Origin of the sequence: Bradyrhizobium sp. 138 (assembly GCF_023074075.1) — a bacterium.
Classification (GTDB): domain Bacteria; phylum Pseudomonadota; class Alphaproteobacteria; order Rhizobiales; family Xanthobacteraceae; genus Bradyrhizobium.
This window is the reverse complement of sequence record NZ_JADPKT010000084.1, coordinates 20,700-42,647: the sequence shown is the minus strand read 5'-3', so window position 1 is coordinate 42,647 and position 21,948 is coordinate 20,700. Positions and strand designations below refer to the sequence as shown.

21 protein-coding genes and 1 pseudogene are annotated in these 21,948 nt (G+C 63.8%); 7 read left to right on the top strand and 15 right to left on the bottom strand.

The genetic code is table 11. The features are described from left to right. Positions 1-96: 96 nt before the first annotated feature. The 4 genes from IVA79_RS28125 to IVA79_RS28110 all read right to left on the bottom strand — a co-directional run bounded on the left by IVA79_RS28125 (position 97) and on the right by IVA79_RS28110 (position 5,959). Positions 97-720 (bottom strand): flavin reductase family protein, encoded by a 624-nt coding sequence (locus tag IVA79_RS28125; RefSeq protein WP_247559159.1) that lies wholly within the window; start codon positions 718-720, stop codon positions 97-99. Between the two features lie 178 nt (positions 721-898). Then, a complete protein-coding gene (locus tag IVA79_RS28120; protein WP_247559157.1) occupies positions 899-1,498 on the bottom strand; it encodes a TetR family transcriptional regulator in 600 nt (199 codons plus the stop codon). A gap of 34 nt (positions 1,499-1,532) precedes the next feature. Then, on the bottom strand, positions 1,533-4,670 hold the full coding sequence (locus IVA79_RS28115) for an efflux RND transporter permease subunit (RefSeq protein WP_247559155.1): 3,138 nt from the start codon (positions 4,668-4,670) through the stop codon (positions 1,533-1,535). Between the two features lie 182 nt (positions 4,671-4,852). Further along, positions 4,853-5,959, bottom strand: coding sequence for an efflux RND transporter periplasmic adaptor subunit (locus IVA79_RS28110; RefSeq protein WP_247559153.1), 1,107 nt, complete (start codon positions 5,957-5,959; stop codon positions 4,853-4,855). 198 nt (positions 5,960-6,157) lie between these two features. Here IVA79_RS28110 and IVA79_RS28105 point away from each other — a divergent pair, with 198 nt between their 5' ends. Together IVA79_RS28105 and IVA79_RS28100 are read left to right on the top strand one after the other, a co-directional pair. After that, positions 6,158-6,349, top strand: a complete 192-nt coding sequence (locus IVA79_RS28105) for an antitoxin MazE family protein (RefSeq protein WP_247559151.1) — start codon at positions 6,158-6,160, stop codon at positions 6,347-6,349. Continuing rightward, positions 6,346-6,699, top strand: coding sequence for a type II toxin-antitoxin system PemK/MazF family toxin (locus IVA79_RS28100; protein ID WP_247559149.1), 354 nt, complete (start codon positions 6,346-6,348; stop codon positions 6,697-6,699). Before IVA79_RS28105 ends, IVA79_RS28100 begins: the two co-directional genes overlap by 4 nt. A gap of 39 nt (positions 6,700-6,738) precedes the next feature. Here the strand turns inward: IVA79_RS28100 and IVA79_RS28095 are convergent, their stop codons facing one another. Next, complete coding sequence (locus tag IVA79_RS28095) at positions 6,739-8,079, bottom strand: MFS transporter (protein WP_247559147.1); 1,341 nt, start codon at positions 8,077-8,079, stop codon at positions 6,739-6,741. Positions 8,080-8,156: 77 nt separating this feature from the next. On the opposite strand from IVA79_RS28095, the gene IVA79_RS28090 reads away from it, so the two are divergent. Then, entirely contained in the window at positions 8,157-8,603 is a 447-nt protein-coding gene (locus tag IVA79_RS28090) for a DUF2809 domain-containing protein (RefSeq protein WP_247559145.1), read from the top strand. An 84-nt stretch (positions 8,604-8,687) separates the two neighbouring features. Here the strand turns inward: IVA79_RS28090 and IVA79_RS28085 are convergent, their stop codons facing one another. From IVA79_RS28085 to IVA79_RS28075, 3 genes are all read right to left on the bottom strand, one after another. Further along, on the bottom strand, positions 8,688-9,851 hold the full coding sequence (locus IVA79_RS28085) for a crosslink repair DNA glycosylase YcaQ family protein (protein ID WP_247559143.1): 1,164 nt from the start codon (positions 9,849-9,851) through the stop codon (positions 8,688-8,690). Between the two features lie 102 nt (positions 9,852-9,953). Then, positions 9,954-10,268, bottom strand: coding sequence for a hypothetical protein (locus IVA79_RS28080; RefSeq protein ID WP_346658208.1), 315 nt, complete (start codon positions 10,266-10,268; stop codon positions 9,954-9,956). 50 nt (positions 10,269-10,318) lie between these two features. Then, entirely contained in the window at positions 10,319-10,555 is a 237-nt protein-coding gene (locus IVA79_RS28075) for a hypothetical protein (RefSeq protein WP_247559713.1), read from the bottom strand. A 375-nt stretch (positions 10,556-10,930) separates the two neighbouring features. Here IVA79_RS28075 and IVA79_RS28070 point away from each other — a divergent pair, with 375 nt between their 5' ends. Beyond that, entirely contained in the window at positions 10,931-11,572 is a 642-nt protein-coding gene (locus tag IVA79_RS28070) for an OmpA family protein (protein ID WP_247559141.1), read from the top strand. Positions 11,573-11,620: 48 nt separating this feature from the next. On the opposite strand, the gene IVA79_RS28065 is transcribed toward IVA79_RS28070, so the two are convergent. Both IVA79_RS28065 and IVA79_RS28060 read right to left on the bottom strand, forming a co-directional pair. Then, complete coding sequence (locus tag IVA79_RS28065) at positions 11,621-13,561, bottom strand: PAS domain-containing hybrid sensor histidine kinase/response regulator (RefSeq protein ID WP_247559138.1); 1,941 nt, start codon at positions 13,559-13,561, stop codon at positions 11,621-11,623. Positions 13,562-13,664: 103 nt separating this feature from the next. Continuing rightward, positions 13,665-15,092, bottom strand: coding sequence for a glycosyltransferase family 39 protein (locus tag IVA79_RS28060; RefSeq protein WP_247559711.1), 1,428 nt, complete (start codon positions 15,090-15,092; stop codon positions 13,665-13,667). A 52-nt stretch (positions 15,093-15,144) separates the two neighbouring features. Here IVA79_RS28060 and IVA79_RS28055 point away from each other — a divergent pair, with 52 nt between their 5' ends. Together IVA79_RS28055 and IVA79_RS28050 are read left to right on the top strand one after the other, a co-directional pair. Continuing rightward, positions 15,145-15,846 carry a FecR family protein gene (locus IVA79_RS28055; protein ID WP_247559136.1) on the top strand — a complete coding sequence of 234 codons (702 nt, stop codon included), beginning with the start codon at positions 15,145-15,147 and terminating at the stop codon, positions 15,844-15,846. Positions 15,847-15,848: 2 nt separating this feature from the next. Then, positions 15,849-16,988, top strand: coding sequence for a hypothetical protein (locus IVA79_RS28050; protein WP_247559134.1), 1,140 nt, complete (start codon positions 15,849-15,851; stop codon positions 16,986-16,988). A 138-nt stretch (positions 16,989-17,126) separates the two neighbouring features. Here the strand turns inward: IVA79_RS28050 and IVA79_RS28045 are convergent, their stop codons facing one another. The 3 genes from IVA79_RS28045 to IVA79_RS28035 all read right to left on the bottom strand — a co-directional run bounded on the left by IVA79_RS28045 (position 17,127) and on the right by IVA79_RS28035 (position 18,719). Next, a complete protein-coding gene (locus IVA79_RS28045) occupies positions 17,127-17,615 on the bottom strand; it encodes a VOC family protein (RefSeq protein ID WP_247559132.1) in 489 nt (162 codons plus the stop codon). Positions 17,616-17,656: 41 nt separating this feature from the next. Beyond that, positions 17,657-18,085, bottom strand: a complete 429-nt coding sequence (locus IVA79_RS28040; RefSeq protein WP_247559130.1) for a VOC family protein — start codon at positions 18,083-18,085, stop codon at positions 17,657-17,659. Between the two features lie 121 nt (positions 18,086-18,206). Further along, a complete protein-coding gene (locus IVA79_RS28035) occupies positions 18,207-18,719 on the bottom strand; it encodes a cupin domain-containing protein (RefSeq protein WP_080137629.1) in 513 nt (170 codons plus the stop codon). 128 nt (positions 18,720-18,847) lie between these two features. Between IVA79_RS28035 and IVA79_RS28030 the strand changes: the two are divergent. Further along, positions 18,848-19,067: pseudogene (locus IVA79_RS28030) on the top strand (CsbD family protein). A 67-nt stretch (positions 19,068-19,134) separates the two neighbouring features. Here IVA79_RS28030 and IVA79_RS28025 read toward each other — a convergent pair. After that, complete coding sequence (locus IVA79_RS28025; RefSeq protein ID WP_212092113.1) at positions 19,135-19,599, bottom strand: FKBP-type peptidyl-prolyl cis-trans isomerase; 465 nt, start codon at positions 19,597-19,599, stop codon at positions 19,135-19,137. A 60-nt stretch (positions 19,600-19,659) separates the two neighbouring features. Continuing rightward, a complete protein-coding gene (locus IVA79_RS28020) occupies positions 19,660-21,948 on the bottom strand; it encodes a xanthine dehydrogenase family protein molybdopterin-binding subunit (protein WP_247559127.1) in 2,289 nt (762 codons plus the stop codon).

Genomic DNA, 21,948 nt, shown 5'->3' with positions numbered 1-21,948 from the left:
GCAGTTCCGGGAGGGAATGAGGCTGAATCCCTCGCAGAAGTCATTCCGGGGCACCAAGCGCGAACCCGGAATGACGGCGTGGGGAAAGACGCCCGCCTAATCCGGCCGCACCATCTCGAACATGTTTTCCGGCTTGATCTCGAAATAGTCGCCGCGGCGGCCGGCGCGGACGATGGGGCGGGCGGCGGCAGTCTGGTAGACGCCGTCCTTGATCATGGCCTTGTCGATGTGGACGGCGACGACCTCACCCAGCGTCAGCCAGGCATCCGCCTCCTTGCCATCGGCGCCTTTGAGCCGGACGATGTCGGACACCTTGCATTCAAAGGCGACGGGGCTTTCGCCGACGCGCGGCACGTTGACGAGCTTGCCGGGCACGGCGGTGAGGCCTGCGACCTCGAACTCGTCAACCTCCGGGGCGACATGCGCCGCGGTTGCGTTCATGTGCTTGGCCAGCTCCATCGTGGCGAGATTCCAGACGAACTCGCCGGTCTGCTGGATGTTCTCCACCGTGTCCTTCCAGTTGGTGGAGGAGAAGCCGATGATCGGCGGCACGTAGCAGAAGGCGTTGAAAAAGCTGTAGGGCGCGAGATTGACGTGGCCCTTGGTGTCGCGCGAGGAGATCCAACCGATCGGCCGCGGCGCGATGATGGCGTTGAAGGGATCGTGCTTGAGGCCGTGGCCCTTGGAGGGCTCGTAGAAGTACAGGTCTTTGTCGGTCACGCGCTGCTTCCTTTTCGTCATTGCGAGCGCAGCGAAGCAATCCAGAATCCCTCCGCGGAGACAGTCTGGATTGCTTCGCTACGCTCGCAATGACGGAGTGTGTTGATCCGTCCTGGGCCGCTACCGGCCGGTCAGTCCGGCCAGTCGACCTGCTTATAGGAGGAAACCTGCCGCCCCGTCAGTGGCGCGGCGACAGACCCGCGATGACGAAATCGATCATCTGGTCGATGGTCGGGCCTGGCTTGGTGGCGCACTGGGCGATCATCTGGGGGTGGAAGAACCGCATCATCGCGGTGCAGGCACACAGCGAGGCCAATTGCAGATCCGGCGCCTCGAACTCGCCGGAGGCCACGCCTTGTGCGATCACCTGACCGATCATTCCGGCGACACGTTCCATATGGGTGACGCAGACGTCCCAGTCCTCCTCCATCGCGATCTCGACCATCTCGTGCAACTTGTTGTCGCCGACATAGCGCTCGGTGTTCATGCGATGAATGGTGGTGAGCAGTTCGCGGAAGCGCGGGAGTACCGGACCTGGCCGCGCCACGATTCGCTGCGCTTCCAGCTCGACCTCGCCCATCAAGCCCTGCGCCACCGCCTGATGGATCGCCTTCTTCGATTCGAAGAAGCGATAGACATTGGCGGGGCTCATCCTGAGCTCCTTGGCGATGTCGCCGACCGTGGTCTTCTGGTAGCCGATCTGGCGGAACAGCCGCTCGGCCACCTCGAGGATACGGTCCCGGGTGTCGCCTTCGATATGTTCCGAAATCAGGGCCATCAATCAGGACTCGTCCATCAGTACTTCATCTCACTTATTCAGCCGCTTCAGCAAGCGGAATTGCGTGCGGGTCATCGCTCCCATGCTGCGGCGCGGCAGGCTGTTCGGGCGTGCCGGCCTCGTCCAGGCTCTTCCTGAACCACAGGGCGTAAAGGCCCGGCAGGTACAAGAGCGTCAGGAAGGTCGCGACGAACAGGCCACCCATGATGGTGATCGCCATCGGGCCCCAGAAGGCCGAGCGCGACAGCGGGATCATGGCGAGGATGGCGGCGAGGGCCGTCAGCACCACCGGACGGGCGCGGCGGACGGTTGCCTCCACGATCGCTTCGCGCCGGGTCAGTCCGTGCGAAACGTCGGTCTCGATCTGGTCGACCAGGATGACCGTGTTGCGCATGATCATGCCGGCGAGCGCGATCAGGCCGAGCAGCGCCACGAAGCCGAAGGGGGCGTTGGCGACGTTGAGGCCGAGCGAGGCGCCGACGATGCCGAGCGGCGCGGTCAGGAACACCAGGATCAGGCGCGAGAAGCTCTGAAGCTGGATCATCAAGAGCGTCAGCATCACCATGACCATCAGCGGGAAGAGGATGAAGATCGAGGCGTTGCCCTTGGCGGATTCCTCGAACGCGCCGCCTGCCTCGATGCGGTAGGCCGGCTCGAGGTGATCCTTGATCGGCTTCAGCTTCGGCGTGATCTGGCTGGTGACGTCGGGCGCCTGCACGCCGTCGACGACGTCGGAGCGCACGGTGATGGCCATGTCGCGGTTACGCCGCCACATGATCGGCTCCTCGTGGGCATACTCGATCTTGGCGATCTGCTGCAGCGGCACGGCGACGCCATTGCGCGAGGTGATGGTGAGATCACCGACGCCGCCGAGGTCGAGGCGCTCGGACGGGATCGCACGGGCGACCACGCCGACCTTCTCGATGCCGTCGCGCACGGTGGTGACCTGCGAGCCCGAGATCAGCATCGCGAGCGCCTGTGAGACGTCCTGCGGGGTCAGGCCCATGGCGCGGGCGCGGTCCTGGTCGACGACGAGCTTGAGGTAGGGCGACTGCTCGTTCCAATCGAGCTGGACGTCCTTGACGCTCTTGTTCTGCCGCATGACGTCGCGGACCTGATAGGCGATCTCGCGCACCTTGTTGGCATCGGGGCCAATCACGCGGAACTGGACGGGGAAACCGACGGGCGGACCGAAATTGAAACGGTCGACGCGCACGCGCGCCTCCGACAGGAAGCCCTCGGCAGCCGCGTTCTCGATCTTGGCCTTGATGCGCTCACGCGCCTCGACCCCCTTGGCGACGATGACGATCTCGGCAAAGGCCTCGTTCGGCAGCTGCGGATTGAGGCCGAGCCAGAAGCGCGGCGAGCCCTGGCCGACATAGGACGTATAGGTCTCGATGTCCTTGTCGTCCTTCAGCAGCGTCTCGGCCTGCTTCACCGCCTTTTCGGTGACGTTGAAAGCGGTGCCCTCCGGCAGGCGCAGCTGGAGGAACAGCTCGGGCCGCTCCGACAGCGGGAAGAACTGCTGCTGGACGTGACCGAAGCCGACGACCGAGGCGATGAAGACGCCGACGGTCGCGACCACCACGGTGATGCGGTGGTTGACGCACCATTGCACGATGGCGCGCAGGCCGCGGTACATGCGGGTTTCGTAGACCGCGTGCGGATCGTGGTTGGCGTGCACCTTGATGTTCGGCAGCAGCTTGACGCCGATATAGGGCGTGAAGATCACCGCCACGAACCAGGAGGCGACCAGCGCGATCGCCACGATCCAGAAGATGCTGCCGGCATATTCGCCGACCGCGGAATTGGCAAAGCCGATGGGGAGGAAGCCAGCGGCCGTGACCAGCGTTCCCGTGAGCATCGGAAACGCAGTAGATTCCCAGGCAAACGACGCCGCGCGCATGCGGTCCCAGCCCTGCTCCATCTTCACCACCATCATCTCGACCGCGATGATGGCGTCGTCGACGAGCAGGCCGAGCGCGATGATCAGCGCACCCAGCGTGATGCGGTGCAGGTCGAGCGACATCATGTTCATGACGACGAAGACGATGCCGAGCACCAGCGGCACCGAGAGCGCGACCACGATGCCGGTGCGCCAGCCGAGTGCCAGGAACGAGACGAACAGCACGATGACGAGCGCTTCCATGAAGGAATGCACGAACTCGCCGACGGCGTGCTCGACCACCTTGGGCTGGTCCGCGATCAGCTTGACATCGACGCCCTGCGGGACCGCCTTCATGAAGTCGGCCGTCGCCTTCTCGACCTCCTTGCCGAGGTCGAGGATGTTGGCGCCCTTGGCGGTGACGACGCCGATGCCGATCGCGGCCTTGCCTTCCTGACGGACGACGAAGCTCGGCGGATCGACATAGCCGTGGGTGACGGTGGCGATGTCGCCGAGACGGAACACGCGGCCGTTGCTCTCGACCGGCGTTTCAGCGACGGCCTTGGCGCCGTCGAGCGCGCCGGTGACGCGCAGCGGCACGCGCTGCGAGGAGGTCTCGACCGTGCCGGCCGGGGTCACGTTGTTCTGCTTGGCGAGCGAATCGAACAGCGCCTGCGGCGTGATGCCGAGGGTGGCGAGCTTGGCGTGGCTGAACTCGACGAAGATGCGCTCGTCCTGATTGCCGTAGACGTCGACCTTGGTCACACCGGGCACCTTGAGGAGGCGCTGGCGGAAGCCTTCGGAGACCTTCTTGAGCTGGGCATAGTCGGCGCCGTCGCCGGTCATCATGTAGAGAATGGAATCGACGTCGGAGAACTCGTCGTTGACGACGGGTCCCAGAATGCCCGAGGGCAGCTGGCCCTGCACGTCGACCAGCTTCTTGCGTAAGAGATAGAAGAGATAAGGCACGTCCTTCGGCGGCGTGCTGTCGCGGAAGGTCACCTGGAGCGCGGTGAAGGCGGGCTTGGAATAGGTCTGCACCTTCTCGAAATAGGGCAGCTCCTGGATCTTCTTCTCGATGGGGTCGGCGACCTGCGTCTGCATTTCCTGCGCAGTCGCGCCCGGCCAGATCACGGAGACGTTGACCACCTTCACGGTGAAGAACGGATCCTCGGCCCGGCCGAGCTTCTCATAGGAGAAGAAGCCGGCGGCGCCGAGCATGACCATCAGGAAGAGAACCAGCGTCGGATGGCTGACGGCCCAGGCCGAAAGGTTGAAGCGCTTCATCGCTCTCTCCGAAAAGACGATCCAATTGCCAAAAACACGACAGCCACTCTGTTCAACCCATCATCGCGAGGCAGCGAAGCAATCCAGGGGGCTGGGCAGGTTCTGGATCGCTTCGCCGCTTCAGCCTTTGCTTAGGGACAAAGGCCGAAACTCGCCTCGCAAGGACGAAACTCGTAAGACGCCTAGAACGACAGTGCCGACACGATCCGCACCCGCTGGCCCGGATCGAGCTTCTGCACGCCGAGGGCAACGATCTTGGCGCCCTCTTCCACGCCGCTGGTGATGACGACGTCGCCGCTCTCGTAAGACTTCACCGTGACCGGTTTCAAAGTGAGCGCGCCGTTGTCGTCGACGACGTAGAAAGATGGCTTGCCGCCTTCGTTGAACAGCGCCGACAGCGGCAGCCGTGCGACACGCTCGGTCGCGGCGTCCGACAGCGTCAGCGTCGCGGTCATGCCGAGCGCGACCTTGTCATCGGCCTCGGGCAGCGAGAACTTTGCCAGATAGGTACGCGTGGCCGGATCGGCCGCAGGCGCGATCTCGCGCAGCTTCGCCGTGTACTTCTTGCCCGGCTCGGACCACAGAGTGACGCTGGCGACGCCCGACTTGGCACGTCCAACCAGCGTCTCAGGGATCGCGACGACCGCTTCCTTTTCGGCAAAGCGGGCGACACGGATCGAAGCCTGGCCCGCGGCGACCACCTGGCCGGGCTCGATCAGCGTTGCGGTGACGACGCCACGGGCGTCGGCAACGAGCGTCGCGTAGGAAAGGGAATTCTTGCTCAGCTCGAGCGCACGCTCGGCCCGGTTCAGGCGCGCGCGGGCTTCGTCCGCGGCGGCGCGGCTCGAATCCATCTGCGCGTCCGTGGTCCAGCCCTTCGCCTTCAGGTCCTTGGCGCGCTGCTCGGCGGCGGCGGCCTGGGCCAGCACGCCGGTCGCTGCGGTCTGCTCCGCGACCGCCTGCTCGGCCTGCAACTTCAAATCGACCTCGTCGAGGGTGGCGAGCGGCTGGCCGATCTCGACGGTCTGGCCGACTTCCACCAAGCGCTTGGCGACCTTGCCGGCGACGCGGAAGCCGAGGTCGCTCTCGATCCGGGGTCTGATGGTTCCGACGAAGCTCCGCTCCGGGGTCTCGGCATCATAATGCGCGGTCGCGACCAGAACCGGCCGCGGAGGCTCGGCCTTCTCGGCGACGGTGTCATTGCACCCGGCCAGCGAAGCCGCCATCAGGGCCAGCGACACGCCTGCCAACAGCCTGGAATAGCTCGACAAAACCGACCGAACGAACATCGAAGGACACTCCTGCATCTCGAATGAGAGGAATGTCGACTAATCACTGATAAAAGTCAATAATCGTCAGTCATCAGGAATCCGTGATCGTTAAGGGGTAAGGATTGGATACCGCTGGTTATGCGCGACGCTTCTTGATAGGGTTACATGTAACCGACGAGAGTACACATGAGCCCTTCAAAGCCCAAGACGTCTCGTATGAAGGTTCAGGCGCACCGCGCTCGATTGCGTGCGCAAGGCCTGCGGCCGATCCAGATCTGGGTGCCGGACATCCGCTCGCCCTCCTTCCGGTCAGAAGCCCATCGTCAATCGCTCGCCGTCGCAACGAGCACACATGCATCCGAAGACCAAGGCTTCATCGACGCCATCTCCGATTGGGCCGATGAATGAAGCGAGGCGAGATCTGGACTGTGGCAGGCGGCAAGGACTATGCGGGCAAGCCGCGCCCCGTTGTCGTCGTGCAGGACGACAGCTTCGACGCCACGAACTCCGTCACCGTCTGCGCTTTCACAACCGACGAAACTGAAGCTCCTCTCTTCCGGCTAAAGGTTGAGCCGAATGAACGCAACTGCCTGCGTGCGTCGTCGCGGCTGATGGTCGATAAGATTACCACAGTGCCGAAAGCTAAGGTCGGAACGCTGGTGGGACGCCTAGACGATGACGATCTGTTACGTCTCAACCGCGCTATGCTGGTGTTTCTAGGATTGGCTGGCTCACAGAGAAATGCCGACGCAGATTAGCGCGTAGCGCGGATTTCGCTGCGCTCCAGTCGGGCAGCTCTACCGCCCCTGCCCGGCGAACTCGTGCTTGCTGTCGTGGCCGCCCACGAACACCAGGATGCCCGCGATCAGCGGCAGCACGGCGAGCACCAAGAGACCGGTCGAGGTCTGCCCCGTCGCCTCCTTGACCCAGCCGATCAGATACGGCCCGCCGAAGCCGGCGAGGTTGCCGATCGAATTGATCAGGGCGATGCCACCGGCCGCCGCGGTGCCGGAGAGCCAGGCGGTCGGCAGGGTCCAGAACACACCGAAGCAGCAGAACACGCCGATCGCGGCGACCGTCAGCACCACCATCGTCAGGGTCGGGTCGGTGAGGTAGCTGGAGACGCCGAGCGCGACGGCGGTGAGCAGCAAGGGCGCGCCGACATGCATCACGCGCTCGCGCGTCGCATCCGAATGCCGCGCCCACAGGATCATCGCGATGGTGCCGAACAGATACGGGATCGCGGTGACGAAGCCGGTCTGCGCATTGGTGAGCCCGAACGCCTTGACGATCTGCGGCAGCCAGAACTGCATGCCGTAGAGGGCCCCGACAAAGCCGAAATAGATCAGGCTGAGTGCGATCACCTTGGGCGAGGACAGCGCTTCGCCGAGCGAGAAATGCTTCACCGCCCGCTTGGCCGCGATCTCCGAATCGAGCTTCGCCTTGAGCCATGCCTTCTGCTCGGCCGAGAGCCAGTCCGCCTTCTCCGGCTTGTCGGTGAGATAGAACCAGGTGACGATGCCGAGCAGCACGGAAGGGATGCCCTCGATGATGAACAGCCACTGCCAGCCCTTCACGCCCATCATGCCGTCGAGCCCGAGCAACAGGCCCGAGATCGGCGCACCGATCACGGTCGAGACCGGCACCGCGATCGCGAAGGCCGCCAGGAAGCGGGCGCGATATTCGGCCGGATACCAATAGGTGAGATAGAGGATGATGCCGGGGAAGAAGCCTGCTTCGGCGACGCCGAGCAGGAAGCGCAGGACGTAGAAGCTCGTCACCCCGCTGACGAACGCCATCAGGGCGGAGATGATGCCCCAGGTCACCATGATGCGGGCGATCCAGCGGCTGGCGCCGAATTTCTCCAGCGCCAGATTGCTCGGCACCTCGAAGATGAAATAGCCGATGAAGAAGATGCCGGCGCCCCAGGAGAAGATCAGCGGCGTGAACTTCAGCTCCGCATTCATGGTCAGCGCGGCGAAGCCGAGATTGACGCGGTCGAGATAGGAGAAGAAGTAGGCCAGCACCAGGAAGGGAATCAGGCGCCAGGAGATGGCGCGAATCGTCGACGTCTCGATTTCGCTCTTGGCATTCTTGGCACCGCCGGCGGAGCCGGCATAGGTGGCGGTCTGGCTCATGGTTCCCCCAGGGTTGTTGCTTTTGTGAGCTGTTGGCGGTTTTGAGTATCGTGGACAAAGAGTCAATGGAGCGAGCATTGCGCGCAGCGCAGCCGGATAGACCTGTTGCGCTGCTGCGGACATCGCTGATCCGCGCCACCCTCTCCCTCGCAGTGATCGTCTGCGGGCTGACCCTGCGCTGGTACGGCTTTCCACTCGGCCTGTCTGCATTCGTCGTGAAGTATGGCGGCTCGCTGTTGTGGGCCACGATGGTGTTCTTGCTGGTCGGGGTCTTGCTGCCGCGGCTGTCACGCAGCCAACTCGCAGCCATCGCGATGATGATCACGGCGGCGGTCGAGTTCTCCCGCCTGGTGCACACGCCATGGCTCGATGCATTCCGGCTGACGACGGCCGGCGCGCTGCTGCTCGGGCGCATCTTCTCGCTGTGGAATCTGGTGGCTTACGCAGTCGGGATTGCGTTCGGCGTTTGGATTGATCGTCTCGTCGCGATGTGCGGTCTCGTAGGGTGGACAAAGGCGCCTTAGCGCCGTGCCCACGATTTCTCTCCATGTGAGACAGGCGTGGGCACGCTTCGCTTTGCCCACCCTACGAGACCGGTGCCTGATCTACTACGCCAGCTGGAACCGCTCGAATCGATCGAGTTCGTCCTCGATCTTGCGCTTGAGCTCCTTGCGTCCTGCCGTCTTCTTCCCCTGCCCGACCCAGGTCCATTTCTGCATCAAGAGCTTCCTGGCCTGCCGGTCCGTCTTCAGATCCAGCGCGGCGACGATTTCGTCGCCGACCAGCACCGGCAGCGCAAAATAGCCGAGCTTGCGTTTGGCCTTCGGCACATAGGCCTCGAACAAATGGTTGTAACCGAAGATGAGATTGGTGCGCCTGCGCTGGATGATCAGAGGATCGAACGGCGAGAGGATGTGGACGAGGTCGGGCGAGACCGCCTCACCGCTCGCCTCGAGCGAGGCCGGCGCCGCCCAATGCTCCTGCTTGCCGGCGCCCTCGATCGCGATCGGCACGAGCTCGCCGCGGCGGACGCGCGCGGCGATCAGGCTCGCGACCGCCTTCTTGCGCGGCGCATCGAGATGACAGATCGAATCGAGGCTCACCACACCTTGCGAGCGCAATGCGCGGTCAAGCAGATAGGCCGTGATCTCCCGTGTCGAGGCGGGTCTCGGCAGCTTGTCCCAGCCGAAATGACGCGTCATCAGCTCGTAGGTCTTGAGCATGCCCTGCCGCTCGCTGATGGTCACGGCACCGGTATAGAAGGCGAGCTGCAACGCCCGCTTCGACGGCTTGCGGCTCTGCCACAGATGCTCCTTCTCGACGAGCACGTCGTCCTCGATGTCGCGGATCGTCAGCGGACCGGCGTGCAGCAGCCGCATCACCTTGCGCGTGTCCGCCGGCTTCACCGAGGCGAACCATTTGTGTCCCTCGCGGCGGTGCTCACGCATCGCCGGCAGGAAGAAGCGGAAGTCTTCAGCCGGAACGTAAGAGAGCGCGTGGGTCCAGTATTCGAACACGCGTTTGTCGACGCTCTGGGCGTGGCGCAGATCGGCGCGGCGGTAGGACGGGATACGGCTGAACAGGATATGGTGATGGCAGCGCTCGATGACGTTGATGGTGTCGATCTGGACATAGCCGAGATGAGCGACCGCGTCCGCGACGGCCTGCGCTCCGGCGCCGAACGGGGCGCGCTCATCCAGCCGCTGGGCGTGCAGCCAGATCTGCCGGGCCTGTGTCGTGGTGATCGGAAGTGGTTTGAGCGCGCGTGGCATTGCAGGAGGCAATGTAGCGAGATTCGCGCCGAGGCAAACAATAGTGGCAAAGAAAACCGCGCTGCCATCTGCTGACAGCGCGGCCGGTCAGCGAACGCTTAACTATTTCGCGCTCATCTTCTGCGCCTTCATGTAGTGCTTGCAGGCGCCCCGCATATTGCCTTTGCTCATCTCGGAGTTGGCTGAAGCCATTTCCTTGGCCATCGCCTGTTTGGCCGGCGAATCCACGGTTCCCATCGCGGTCATCGACTTGCCGATCGCCTCGCCCGTACAGGGCTGCATCTTTGCTGCAGAAGCCGGCGAGGCCGCGAACGCGGCGAGCAGAACGGCTGAAAGCAAGATCTTCATCGAATGTTTCCTCCGTAGAAAAAAACCGGCGCCATGCCGGCCAACACGAGAGCCATTCTTCAGCGACAAGTTTTCAGGGAGAAGACATTTCGTTGCTGCGCCGCAGCGCCAGCCCGCTATCAGCGTGCGGCTTTTGGGCGCTCCCCGACACTGCCCGTGACGACATCCGGCTCGCACAGGGCCTTACCGCGCCCCTCCGCCTCGCAGCGATAGACGTTGCCGGTAAGGCGGTCGACCAGCCACATGTTCTCGTCGCTCGGCCCTTCGACCCCGACATAGCGGGACGTCAGCCCCGTGATCAGCGTCGACAGCAGGATCGCCACCGCAATCATGGCTGCGCCGATATAGATGGGCATTGAGTTCAGGGACACTGTCCGATCCGGCGGGCCGCTGCGATAGAATTGGGAATCACGCTGATAATCACCTGGCCTCGGCACTGGACGGTACTCAGCTCCTGTCGCGGACGGATTGTTGAATAATTGAAGCCTGTTAGGCGGGCATCTGGACGAATTCTTGTTCACGTGCGGGCCGCGCGGCGACGGCTTTGCGACGATCGGTGCATGCGGGTTTCCAGGAACCCAGGGAGCGGGCTTCGAAGCGCGATCGCGGCAGACCAGTGTGGTCTCGGCTTGGCTGCTTTGAATGTGACAAAGATCACATCAGAGTCGTTTGAACCTGCCCTAGGCTCGCAGCATCAAATCGCTATCAGGCGTAACACCGAGGATATGACAATGACCCGTTTTGATAAGTTCTTTGGACTGAAGGCGATGACTCTCACCGCCGCGCTGTCGATGACGGCGGGCCTCGCCCTGGCCGGCGACAACAACGTCTCCACCGACAAGATCCTGGATGCACTGAAGCCCAAGCCGGTCACCCGCGGCCTGTCCGTCGGTCCGCAGGCCGACACGGCCGCGCAGGCCAAGGAAGCGACTTTCCTGAACACCGTACGCAACCGCTCGACCCGGTCGCTCTCGACGGGGGAGCGCGAACAGATCGCCGAGCTTGCCGCGACCAAGCCGAAGATCGACCTGGAAATCCAGTTCGACTACAACTCGGCCGACATCGCCAAGACCTCGATGGCCTCGGTGCAGGCGCTCGGCAAGGCCCTGTCCGATCCGGCGCTCAAGGGCTCGACCTTCGTGGTCGCCGGCCATACCGACGCGACCGGTGGCGAAGAGTATAATCAAGGGCTCTCCGAGCGGCGCGCCGACACCATCAAGAAGTATTTGGTGCAGAACTACGGCCTGAACGGTACTGATCTGGTCACCGTCGGTTACGGCGAGACCAAGCTGAAGGACACCGCCAACGGTGCCGACCCGATCAACCGCCGCGTCCAGGTCGTGAACATGGACACCAAGACCGCGTCGAAATGATCTGACGACGACCACCGCCTGCCGTCCGACCGGCAGGCGGACCGCCGCTCAGACCGGCACTGGTCCGGCGAGCGCCTCCCGGACCAGCCGCGCGAGCTCGGCCTTGCGGTACGGCTTTTCCAGGATCAGGGCACCGTGTCGGACGTGGCCGTTCGCGGCCAGCGTCTCGAGAGCGTAACCCGAGGTCAGCAACACGTGCAGCTCGGGCCTCTCCTTGCGGGCCGCGCCTGCGAGTTCCCACCCGTTGACGCCCCCGGGCATGACGACGTCGGTGAACAGCAGGTCGACATGCGGCGTCGCGGCGAGTGTCTGCAAGGCCTCCTTGCCATCGACGGCGGAGATCACCTTGTAGCCCAGGCTCTCCAGGCTCATGACGGCATAGGACCGGACGAACGGATCGTCCTCCACGACCAGCACGGTTTCCGAACCGCTCGGTGCCACCTCCTTCTCGACCGCCAGCGGCACGCCCTGCGACTTGCTCAGCGCGGCCGGAAGATAGATCCGTACGGTCGTGCCCAAGCCGGGCTCGCTATAGATCGTGACATGGCCGTTGGATTGCTTGACGAAGCCGTACACCATGCTGAGCCCGAGCCCACTGCCCTTGCCGACCTCCTTGGTGGTGAAGAAGGGTTCGAACGCGCGTTCCAGCACCCGCCTCGGCATGCCAGAGCCGGTGTCTGTCACGGAGATAACGACATATTCGCCTGGCCCGACGTCGGGATGAGCGTTGTGGTTGCCTGCATCGAGCGATGCATTCGCCGTCGAGATGGACAGCCGTCCCCCGGAGGCCATTGCATCCTGGGCGTTGAGCGCAAGGTTGAGAATCGCCGATTCAAGCTGCACCGGATCGGCGAAAGCCTGCCGCAGCGCCGGATCGAAATGCGTGGTGATGTCGATGTCCTCACGCAGCGTCCGGCGCAGCAGCTTGTGCATGGATTCGACGAGCTTGCCGCATTCGGTCTCGACCGGCCGCAGCAGCTGCTTGCGGCTGAAGGCGAGCAGGCGCTGCGTCAACTCGGCGCCGCGCTCGCCGGCGCTACAGATGTCGTCGGCGAGGCGCTTCAGGTCCCCGCGCGCCACCAATTGCTCGGCCAGAAATTCGGCATTGCCGACGATCACGGTGAGGAGATTGTTGAAATCGTGAGCAATGCCGCCGGAGAGCTGCCCGACCGTCTCCATCTTCTGGGCTTGCATGAGTTGCGCCTCGGTGCGCTTGCGGTCGCTCAAATCGTGGATCATGCCGACGAAGATCGACGAGCCTTCCTGCTTGGCCTCGCCGACCGAAAGGTCCATCGGAAAGGTCGTGCCGTCCTTGCGCCGGCCGAGCACCTCGCGCCCGATGCCGATGATCTTCCTCTCGCCGGTGGTGACGAAATTGCGGATGTAACCGTCGTGCTCGGACCGGTAAGGCTCCGGCATCAGGATCTTGACGTTCTCCCCGAGAACCTCGACGGCCTCGTATTTGAACAGCCTCTCGCAGGCCGGGTTGAATTTCAGGATGAAGCCGTCGGAATCGATCAAGATCACGCCGTCGACAGCGGTGTCGACCACCGCGCGCAGCCGTGCCGCGCTCTCGCGCAACTCGCGCTCGACCCGCTCGCGCTCTGTGAGGTCGTGGACGATGCCGACGAAGATGGATTCACCCGAAACCTGCTTGGTCTCGCCGACCGACAGATGCATCAGGAAGGTCGAGCCGTCCTTGCGCTGTCCCATGACCTCGCGGCCGATACCGATGATCTTGCGTTCGCCACTGACGTGGTAGCTATCAAGATACCCGTCATGGGCCTCGCGATAGGACGTCGGCATCAGCATCTTGACGTTCTGGCCGACGACCTCATCGGTGGGATAGCCGAACAGCTTCTCGCAGGCCGGGTTGAACATCAGAATGCGCCCGCGGGCGTCCATCAGGATCACCCCATCGACCGCGGTGTCCACGACTGCGCGCAGCCAGTCCGCGTTGGAATGGTCCGCCCCGATATGATCTCCCATGCCCCGCCCGTCGCCTCTCCGATTCCGGCAATGGCGACCAATCCACACGCCTCGATTGATTCAAGCAAGCCAATTCTGGTTGGCATATGCACGCAAGCGGGCACTAGATCCAGCTCTGGAACAGCATCAGGCGGCCAAAGGTCCGCATGGTGGTGCCGATGAAGGCCGCGGAGATCGGCAGCATGGTTGCAAAGCCGGCCGCTGCGATGCCGACATAGGCCGACAGCAGCCAACGCGGCAATCCCTCCCGGCGCAGCACATAGACCAGCGCGAGCGACGCAGCGGTCGCGGCCGGCAGGTAATAATAGATGAAGCCGAGTGTGCGCGGCAGCAGCGCCCAGGCGAGCCAGGGCCCGAAATAGAACGCCGCGATCAGGAAGGCATCCCAGCGCCGCGCCACGATGAAATCGCGCAGCACAACCGCGAGCGCGATCAGCGCCGGCCACAACACCAACGGATTGCCGAGCAAGACGATCGCGGCAATGTTGTCCTCCGCCGTCTTGTCGAACAGAAACCAAACTGGACGGGCGAGCAGCGGCCAGGACGGCCACGAACTCATATAAGTGTGGCCGGCAATCGCGGTCGTCGTATTGTCAGCGAAGATCCGGCGTTGCGCCTCGATCAAATCCGGCAGCGACAATCCGTAGAGCGGGACGAAAGCGGCAAGGTAAGCCACGCCCGGCAAGACGGCGAAGCACAGCGCGACATGATGCAGCCTCAAGTCGGGCCAGAGGTCCGGCCGATACCAGTCGTTCGGCTTCGCGTCGGCGAACAGCGTGCGCCAGCCCTGCATCACGCGGATCACCGCAACGATGGCGATGCAGACGCCGAGCGGAAACAGGCCGCTCCACTTGCAGGCGGCGGCCAGACCGAACAGGGTGCCGGCGAGCGCGAACAGCGCCTGCGGCCGCTCTCGTCGAAAACCATGCATGAAAGCCGCGGTCGCGAGCAGACCGAAGCCGAGCGCAAAGATATCGAGCATGGCGATGCGCGCCTGCACGTACAGCATCTGGTTCAACCCGGCGATCAGCGCGGCCGCGACCGCGGGCCCTTGCGCGGAGAACAGCGCGAGGCCGCACAGATAGATCGCGACGATCGCCAATGCACCGAACAATGTCGCGGGATAGCGCCAGCCGAACGCGTTGTCTCCGAAGGCTGCGATCGAAGCCGCGATCAGCTCCTTCGCCAGCGGCGGATGCATCGGATTAAGCATCGGCTGCGACATCGCCGGTGCCAGCATCTGCCGCGCCGCCGGCACGTAGTGCACCTCGTCGAAGACGAACTTCTCCGGCGTCGCCAGTCCGATCAGCAACGCAAGATGGGCAACCAGGAAAATTGCGACAGCAATGACTGTGCTCCGCGACACCTTTGGAACTGCGGACGTTTCAATCGGCTGCTGTGGGGATGTTTTGCGTGGCAAATTTGCGTCACCGCGGACAAAAGAGATCGCGGTTTTCATTGAACGCATTCTGCCGCAACTGTCACTAAGCATGACGCACGTCCTGCGCCGCTTGTGATAATTTCGCCACATCGCAAGCATGCGCGATCCGGTACGATCAGGGGACATATCGATCGGTTGCGAAATGAATTTGCGTTTCTGGTTTTTCCCCACCCTGTTGTCGGTCGCATTATGTGCGTCGCCCAGCGCGCTGGCGCAGACGCGCGTCGGCGAAGCCGTCGTGATCCAGAACGAAGTAGTGCGCGTGGCCGCGACCACCACGCCGATCAGCGTCGGCGACAGCATGCTGCGCGACGAGACGGTGCGCACCGGCGCCGACAGCGCAGCGCGCTTCGTGATGGCCGACAGCACCAATCTGTCGCTCGGGCCGAGCGCCACGCTCAAGCTCGACCGCACTGTGTTCAACGACGAGCACAGCTATCGCGACGTCGCGATCCGCATGACCACCGGCGCTTTCCGTTTTGTCACCGGACATTCCGACAAGGCCGCCTACAAGATCACGACGCCGCTTGCGACCATCGGCGTGCGCGGCACCACGCTCGACATCCTTTCGCAGCGCGGGCGCTCCGTCGTCGTGCTTCAGGACGGCGCGGCCAGCGTCTGTACGAAGAGCTCCCAGTGCGTGCAACTCACCCAGCCTGGCGACACCGCGATCATCACCTCGACCGGCGGCAAGGTGAGCATCACCAAGTCCAATACGCCGCCCTGGACCTTCGCCGCCAACTGCGCCGCGAGCGCCGGATTGTGTGCGGTCAACCAGTACGCCGGTGCCTCGCCGACCATCACGCCCGCCGTCCAGGACGACAGCATGCTGTGCGGGCGCTGACGATGGCGAAATTCAACGTCAGGCGCCTCATCCTTGCCGCTGCGTTGACCGCAACTGCGGCGTTTGCGCTTGTCGCATTCAACGCCAGCCCGGCGGCTGCGCAGGCGGCGGCGTGCGAGTCCGGGTGCGGTGAACCGAATCCCAATCCGTCCCCGACCTATTCTCCGTCGCCGTATCCGTCACCCACACCTACGCCCTCCCCGTCGCCATCGCCGTCGCCGTACCCGTCACCAAGTCCGGCACCGAGCGGCGCCGATTCCAGCGGCAATTCGATCGGCGGCCTCGCGGGCCAGCGCTTCAACCAGATGATCACCAACCGGGTGCTCGGCACGGTGCTGCTCGGCGTCAACGAGCAGGTCAATTGCAGCGACTGCATCAGCGCGTTCGGCTCGGCCGGCTCGTTCTCGGCCGGCATCCACGGCCGCAAGGAGCTGACCAACAATCTGTCGCTGCTCGCCGGCCTCGCCTACACGCACTACAACGAGGGCGGTTACAAGATCACCAGCGCACCGATCGGTGCGTTCGCGCTGCGCTACGACTTCACCGATTGGGGCTCCTCGCGCCCGTTCTTCGACGTCGGAACGATCCTGACGCCGTGGGAGAAGGCGCGCTACACCCGCAGCTACAACACCAGTCTCGGTCCGGTGAGCGTGACGAGCTCGACCAACGCCTCGAACTACGCGGTCTACGGCCGCGCCGGCTGGATGAGCCGCGTGTCGCCGCGCGACGAGGTCGCGGCTTCGATCGAGGTCTGGCAGCTCTGGCAGCGCGTGTCCGGTTACAGCGACAATGCGGTGGCCTTCAATCCGTTCGACGCCACCGTCGCGACCGGCACCGACCGCACCAGCCTGGTCAAGATCGGCGGCCAGTGGACGCATCTCTACGGCAGCAACATCGAGGCCAATATCAACGGCGGCTGGGTGCAGTCGTTTGCTGGCCATAGCGGCATCGTCGCCACCGTGACCGGCAACGGCGTGGTGGTGCCGACCATGGGCAACCAGGGCTGGTTCGAATTTGGCGGCCGCCTCGGCTTCCGCGTGCAGAAAGGCTGGGTCGTGGATCTCTTCGCCAACGGCACGCTGGGCCCGCAGCCGGTCGGCAACACCATCCATGGCGGCGTGGGGCTGCGGATCAATTATTGAGACGGCCACGGTCCCGTAGGGTGGGCAAAGCGGAAGCGTGCCCACCTCCTCTTTCAATCGGAGGCAGATGGTGGGCACGGCGCAAGAGCGCCTTTGCCCACCCTACGGCACTGATCGGGTGGCGAGAGCATCCTGACGTCACGCCGCCGACTTGCCCTCGAATGCGCGGCGTACAGCAGCAATGTCGAGCTTGACCATCTTCATCATGGCTTGCATCGCGCGTGCCGCTGCGGCCTTGTCCGGGCTCGACAGGAATTCAAACATCAACTTCGGCACCACCTGCCAGGCGACGCCCCAGCGATCCCTGAGCCAGCCGCATTGCTCTTCCTTGCCGCCATGCGCCAGGAACGCATTCCAGACGCTGTCGACCTGCGCCTGATCGTCGCAATGAATCATCAGCGAGATGGCGTGGGTGTATTCCATCTTCATCCCGCCGTTGAGCGCGACCAGCGGCTGGCCTGCCACGGTGAACTCGACGACGAGCACGGAGCCTTCCTTTCCGGACGGGTTGTCCGAAACATTGCGCTGAACGTGCGTGATCGCCGAATTCGGAACGAGCGAGACGTAGAATTTTGCAGCGTCCTCGGCATCGCCGTTGAACCACATGCAGGGCACGAGCTTGGACATCGTGGATGCTCCTTTGGGATTTTGCGGTTGGGAGACGGTGATCAGGCACTCGCCATCGCGGGCTGCGGAGGGGCGGCCGCCATATCCAGCCAGTTCACACCCCACATATGACCGTCCGGATCCTCAAAGCTGCGGCCATACATGAAGCTGTATTCGTCCTTCGGGCTGGGATCGGGCATGCCGCCCGCGGCCTCGGCCTTGACGACGATATCGTCGACCTCGTTGCGGCTGTCGGCGGACAGGCAGAACAGGACCTGGTTCGAGGTCTTGGCATCGGCGATCGGCTTTGGCGTGAACTGACGGAATTTGTCGTGGGTCGCAAGCATCACGTAGATGGTCTCGGAAAAGACCATGCAGCTCGCCGTGTCATCGCTGAACTGCGGATTTCTGGTCGCGCCGACCGCCTCATAAAAGGCCGTCGCACGCTTAAGGTCGGTCACGGGCAGATTGAGGAAGATCATCCTGGGCATCGGAAGCTCCTTGGGCGGGTTCTGCCCAAGGACGGATGGCCCGGCGGCCATCCGACACCGCCTTCGGATTATTTTTTTCCGCCTCCGGGGAGGCTCGTGCCATCCCCGGATGGAGGCCGTGTCACTTCTTCTCGTTCGGATCGCGGTGCACCGGGTCGATCCACAGCACCGTCTCGGGCTTCTCGACCGGCTCGATGTCGAGGTTGATCGCCACGGCCTCACCGTCGCTACGCACCAGCACGCATTCCAGTACCTCGTCGGGACTGGCGTTGATCTCCTGGTGCGGCACGTAAGGCGGGACGAAGATGAAATCGCCCGGGCCTGCCTCCGCGGTGAATTGCAGGCTCTCGCCCCAGCGCATCCGCGCCTTGCCCTTCACGACATAGATGACGCTTTCGAGGTGACCGTGATGATGCGCGCCGGTCTTGGCATCCGGCTTGATGCTGACGGTGCCCGCCCACAATTTCTGCGCGCCGACGCGGGCGAAATTGATCGCGGCCGCGCGGTCCATGCCTGCCGTCGAGGGCACGTTGGTGTCGAGCTGGTTACCGGGAATGACGCGCACGCCGTCATGCTTCCAGCGATCGTCGTGATCGTGGTCATGGTGGGAATGCGAATGATCATGGCCGGTCATGGGACTTGCTTTCTGTTGGTTCCGTGCGCGGCAAACTAACCCGAAGCTGCGCCCGCGAGCCATAGCAAAATCGGAACCCTCATAGCCACGGGACGTTGCCTTTGCGAGCCAAGTGGAAGGAGAGTTTCATGGGTAGCACGACCGACAAGGTCAAGGGCAATGCCAACGAGGCAATCGGCAAGGCCAAGCAGGGCATCGGTGAAGCCACCGGTTCCGACCGCATGAAGGGCGAAGGCGCGGTCCAGGAAGTGAAGGGCAAGGGTCAGCAGGCCCATGGGCGATGCCAAGGACGCCGCGAAGGAGGCGATGGATCGCGCCGCGGTAGCGGCACGCCGCGCAGCGGAATAGCGCGCCATACTGAAAGGCAAAAGACCGGCCGCCAGGCCGGTCTTTTTATTTGTCCATTTGCGCGCCGTCACTTCACTGCGAGCAATTCCACGTCGAACATCAGCGTTGCGTTCGGCGGGATCACGCCACCGGCGCCGCGGGCGCCGTAGCCGAGTTGCGGCGGGATGATCAGCGTGCGCTTGCCGCCAACCTTCATGGAGGCAACGCCCTCGTCCCAGCCGGCAATGACGCGGCCCTTACCGATCGGAAATTCGAACGGCTCCTTACGATCGACGGAGCTATCGAATTTCTTGCCCTTCTGGCCGTTTTCGTAGAGCCAGCCGGTATAGTGCATCACGCAGATCTGACCGGCCTGGGGCGAAGCACCAGTGCCGACGGTGGAGTCGATGATCTGCAAGCCTGAAGCTGTGGTCATGGTCTTTCCTGCGGTCTGGGCCGAGGCCGTGGTGGAAACGAAATGCGACACGCCTGCGATCACGGTGATCGCGAGTGCCGACATCAGGGTGAGGAGCGCGCGTTGGAAACGCTGCATAAGACACCTTCCGTTTGAGGCGGAAGGTGTCTAGCGCAACGCGGGTAGGGTTTCCACCCCTCAGACCTCGATATTTTCCAGCCGGACCGGGAGCTTGCGGATGCGCTGACCGGTGGCGTGGTGGATCGCGTTGCAGATCGCAGCATTGGTGCCGACATTGGCGAGCTCGCCGAGCCCTTTGACGCCTGCCGGGTTGATGTGATCGTCCTGCTCGGAGAGCAGGATCACCTCGACGGCGGGGACGTCCGCATTCACGGGCACGAGGTAGTCGGCAAGATTGTCGTTGACGTAGCGCGCATTGCGCTCGTCGATTTCCGTGGCCTCTAGCAGCGCCGACGACATGCCCCAGATCAGGCCTCCCATCAGCTGGCTGCGCGCCGTGCGCGGGTTCATGATGCGGCCGCCGGCGAAGGCCCCGACCAGACGAGGGCACCGGATCTCATGCGTGAAGCGGTTGATGCGGACCTCGACGAACTCCGCGCCGAACGCATAGGCGATCTGGTCCTTCATCGTGTGACCGCCCACGAGCCGCACCTGCCCGCTGTGCATGGCCCGGAAGGAATCCAGCGGCGCGCCTTCCGGCTTCCACTCGCCATATTCCTCGACCACGCCGACGCCGAGGGCATCGAACGCCTTCTCGATATCGAGCGGACGATCGCTCTTGGCGGCTTGGGTCGCCGGCGCCTGGCTGATGCCAACGGTCTCTTTGGCCTTGTCTGTGAGACTGTCGGGCATCACTGCCTTGAACAGACGCTGGCGAATCTGATCGCACACCATCATCACCGCCGAGCAGGTGCTCGCGGTCGAGTTCGATCCGCCGGCAACCGGCGCCGGGGGCAGATCGCTGTCACCCATGAAGACGGCGACTTTCTCGAGGGGCACGCCGAGCCGCTCGGCCGCGGTCTGGGCGATCACCGTGTAGGCACCGGTGCCGATCTCGTGGCCGGCGATCTCGACTCGGGTACGGCCGTCACGCTGCAGGCGCACCCGCGCAGCAGACGGCGCCATTTGCGTCGGATAGCAGGTGGCGGCACAGCCGTAGCCGATCAGCCAGTCGCCGTCCGACATCGATTTCGGCTGCGGCGAGCGCTGCGCCCAGCCGAACGCCTTGGCGGCCTCATCGAAACAGGCCATCAGCGAGCGCGACGTATAAGGCTTGCCGCCGATCGGCTCAACGGTGGTGTCGTTGATACGGCGAAGCTCGATCGGATCCATGTTCAGTTTCACCGCGAGCTCGTCCATCGCGCTCTCCAGCGCGAAAAGATACGGCACCTCCGGTGGCGAGCGCATGAAGCCGGGCGTGTTGCGATCGGCACGCACGATCGACACCAGGCTGGCGACGTTCGGACAGGCATAGAGCCGCGCCGTCGTCTTGGTGCCGCCGACGCAATAGGCATCAGCACGCGAGGAGACTTCAGCTCCCTCATGCCTCAAAGCGAGCAGCTTGCCGTCCCGGTTGGCGCCGAGCTTGATCTCGTGCCGGGTCTCGGCGCGATAGGTCGTGATGGTAAACCCCTGGTCGCGGGTCGGGACCAGCTTGATCGGGCGGTTCAAGCGTTTGGCAATGCCGGCAATGATGGCGGTCCGCGGCGTCATCGAACCGCGCGAGCCGAAGCCGCCGCCGACATAGGGATTGACCACGCGCACCTTGTCGGCGTCGATGCCGAGCTGCTCGGCAACGCCGTTCTTCAGGCCGTAGACGAACTGGCTCCCCTCGTAGATGACGAGGTTGTCGCCCATCCACACGCAGCTGGTCGAGAACAGCTCCATCGGATTGTGATGCTGCGTCGGCGTGTCGTAGGCGGCGGTCAGCTTGACCTCGGCGGCGCCGAACGCCTTGGCGAAATCGCCGACCCCGGGGTCTTCCTTGAACTGGGCATTCTGCCCCTTGGCGGCCGCGGTGGTGGTCCCGGGCGAGTCGAAAGTCGCGCTCGGCGTCGTGGCGGTGTACCTGACTTTGACCCGGTTGGCCGCCTCGCGCGCGGCCTCGTAACTTTCCGCGATGACGACAGCGATGATCTGGCCGTCATGGGCGATATCGGCCGACTTCAGCGGCTGGATCGTCGTGCCCGCATAGCCACCATTGCTGAACAGCTTCGACTCCTTCAGCTTCGGCGCATTCTCGTGGGTAACGATGTCGATGACGCCGCGGACACGCTTGGCGTCATCGAGATCGAAATTGTCGATGCGACCCCTGGCGATCGCACTGGTGACCAGGAATGCATGGGCCGGATTGTCCAGCGGCATGTCGGACGCGTAGGTCGCCCGCCCCGTGACCTTTGCGGCCGCATCATAGCGCGGCACCGGCTGGCCCATATTCGTCTTCGGCTCGGGAGCTGCAGCGGTCAT

Bases quoted from the DNA above. Each gene is read 5' to 3' on its own strand.
- IVA79_RS28120 (WP_247559157.1), bottom strand. From the start codon at position 1,498: ATGGCCCTGATTTCGGAACATATCGAAGGCGACACCCGGGACCGTATC.
- IVA79_RS28115 (WP_247559155.1), bottom strand. From the start codon at position 4,670: ATGAAGCGCTTCAACCTTTCGGCCTGGGCCGTCAGCCATCCGACGCTG.
- IVA79_RS28110 (WP_247559153.1), bottom strand. From the start codon at position 5,959: ATGTTCGTTCGGTCGGTTTTGTCGAGCTATTCCAGGCTGTTGGCAGGC.
- IVA79_RS28105 (WP_247559151.1), top strand. From the start codon at position 6,158: ATGAAGGTTCAGGCGCACCGCGCTCGATTGCGTGCGCAAGGCCTGCGG.
- IVA79_RS28100 (WP_247559149.1), top strand. From the start codon at position 6,346: ATGAAGCGAGGCGAGATCTGGACTGTGGCAGGCGGCAAGGACTATGCG.
- IVA79_RS28095 (WP_247559147.1), bottom strand. From the start codon at position 8,079: ATGAGCCAGACCGCCACCTATGCCGGCTCCGCCGGCGGTGCCAAGAAT.
- IVA79_RS28085 (WP_247559143.1), bottom strand. From the start codon at position 9,851: ATGCCACGCGCGCTCAAACCACTTCCGATCACCACGACACAGGCCCGG.
- IVA79_RS28075 (WP_247559713.1), bottom strand. From the start codon at position 10,555: ATGCCCATCTATATCGGCGCAGCCATGATTGCGGTGGCGATCCTGCTG.
- IVA79_RS28070 (WP_247559141.1), top strand. From the start codon at position 10,931: ATGACCCGTTTTGATAAGTTCTTTGGACTGAAGGCGATGACTCTCACC.
- IVA79_RS28065 (WP_247559138.1), bottom strand. From the start codon at position 13,561: ATGGGAGATCATATCGGGGCGGACCATTCCAACGCGGACTGGCTGCGC.
- IVA79_RS28060 (WP_247559711.1), bottom strand. From the start codon at position 15,092: ATGTGGCGAAATTATCACAAGCGGCGCAGGACGTGCGTCATGCTTAGT.
- IVA79_RS28055 (WP_247559136.1), top strand. From the start codon at position 15,145: ATGAATTTGCGTTTCTGGTTTTTCCCCACCCTGTTGTCGGTCGCATTA.
- IVA79_RS28050 (WP_247559134.1), top strand. From the start codon at position 15,849: ATGGCGAAATTCAACGTCAGGCGCCTCATCCTTGCCGCTGCGTTGACC.
- IVA79_RS28045 (WP_247559132.1), bottom strand. From the start codon at position 17,615: ATGTCCAAGCTCGTGCCCTGCATGTGGTTCAACGGCGATGCCGAGGAC.
- IVA79_RS28040 (WP_247559130.1), bottom strand. From the start codon at position 18,085: ATGCCCAGGATGATCTTCCTCAATCTGCCCGTGACCGACCTTAAGCGT.
- IVA79_RS28035 (WP_080137629.1), bottom strand. From the start codon at position 18,719: ATGACCGGCCATGATCATTCGCATTCCCACCATGACCACGATCACGAC.
- IVA79_RS28025 (WP_212092113.1), bottom strand. From the start codon at position 19,599: ATGCAGCGTTTCCAACGCGCGCTCCTCACCCTGATGTCGGCACTCGCG.
- IVA79_RS28020 (WP_247559127.1), bottom strand. From the start codon at position 21,948: ATGACCGCTGCAGCTCCCGAGCCGAAGACGAATATGGGCCAGCCGGTG.